This window comes from Pseudomonas sp. HY2-MNA-CIBAN-0224, from assembly GCF_040310285.1.
Taxonomy (GTDB): Bacteria; Pseudomonadota; Gammaproteobacteria; order Pseudomonadales; family Pseudomonadaceae; genus Aquipseudomonas; species Aquipseudomonas helleri.
On the sequence record NZ_JBEOPQ010000873.1, the window covers coordinates 1 to 239 of the forward strand.

The following is a 239-nucleotide window of genomic DNA, read 5'->3' on the forward strand; positions in this document are numbered from 1 at the left end:
GTGCGCGACTTTGCCTCAGATAACATCAATCAGCTGATTGCGGCAGGTGAACTTGATCTACTCATTACCTTTCCCGAATTTATTCCTGATAATTTATCGTATGTGACGCTGCTTGAAGAGCAACATTTATGCATTACTGGTTGTAAAAACACCTTTGCAACAGAGGCACTAACACTGACACAAATCGCCGCACAGCCGCAACTGGTGGTATCGCCTTCGCGTGCCAACTTGCGTGGCTC

General features: G+C 46.9%; 1 protein-coding gene. It reads left to right on the forward strand.

What is annotated here, in order from left to right; genetic code table 11:
- The coding region (locus AAEZ03_RS28765; RefSeq protein WP_502947995.1) for a type 2 periplasmic-binding domain-containing protein at nt 1–239 on the forward strand (239 nt) is incomplete at both ends.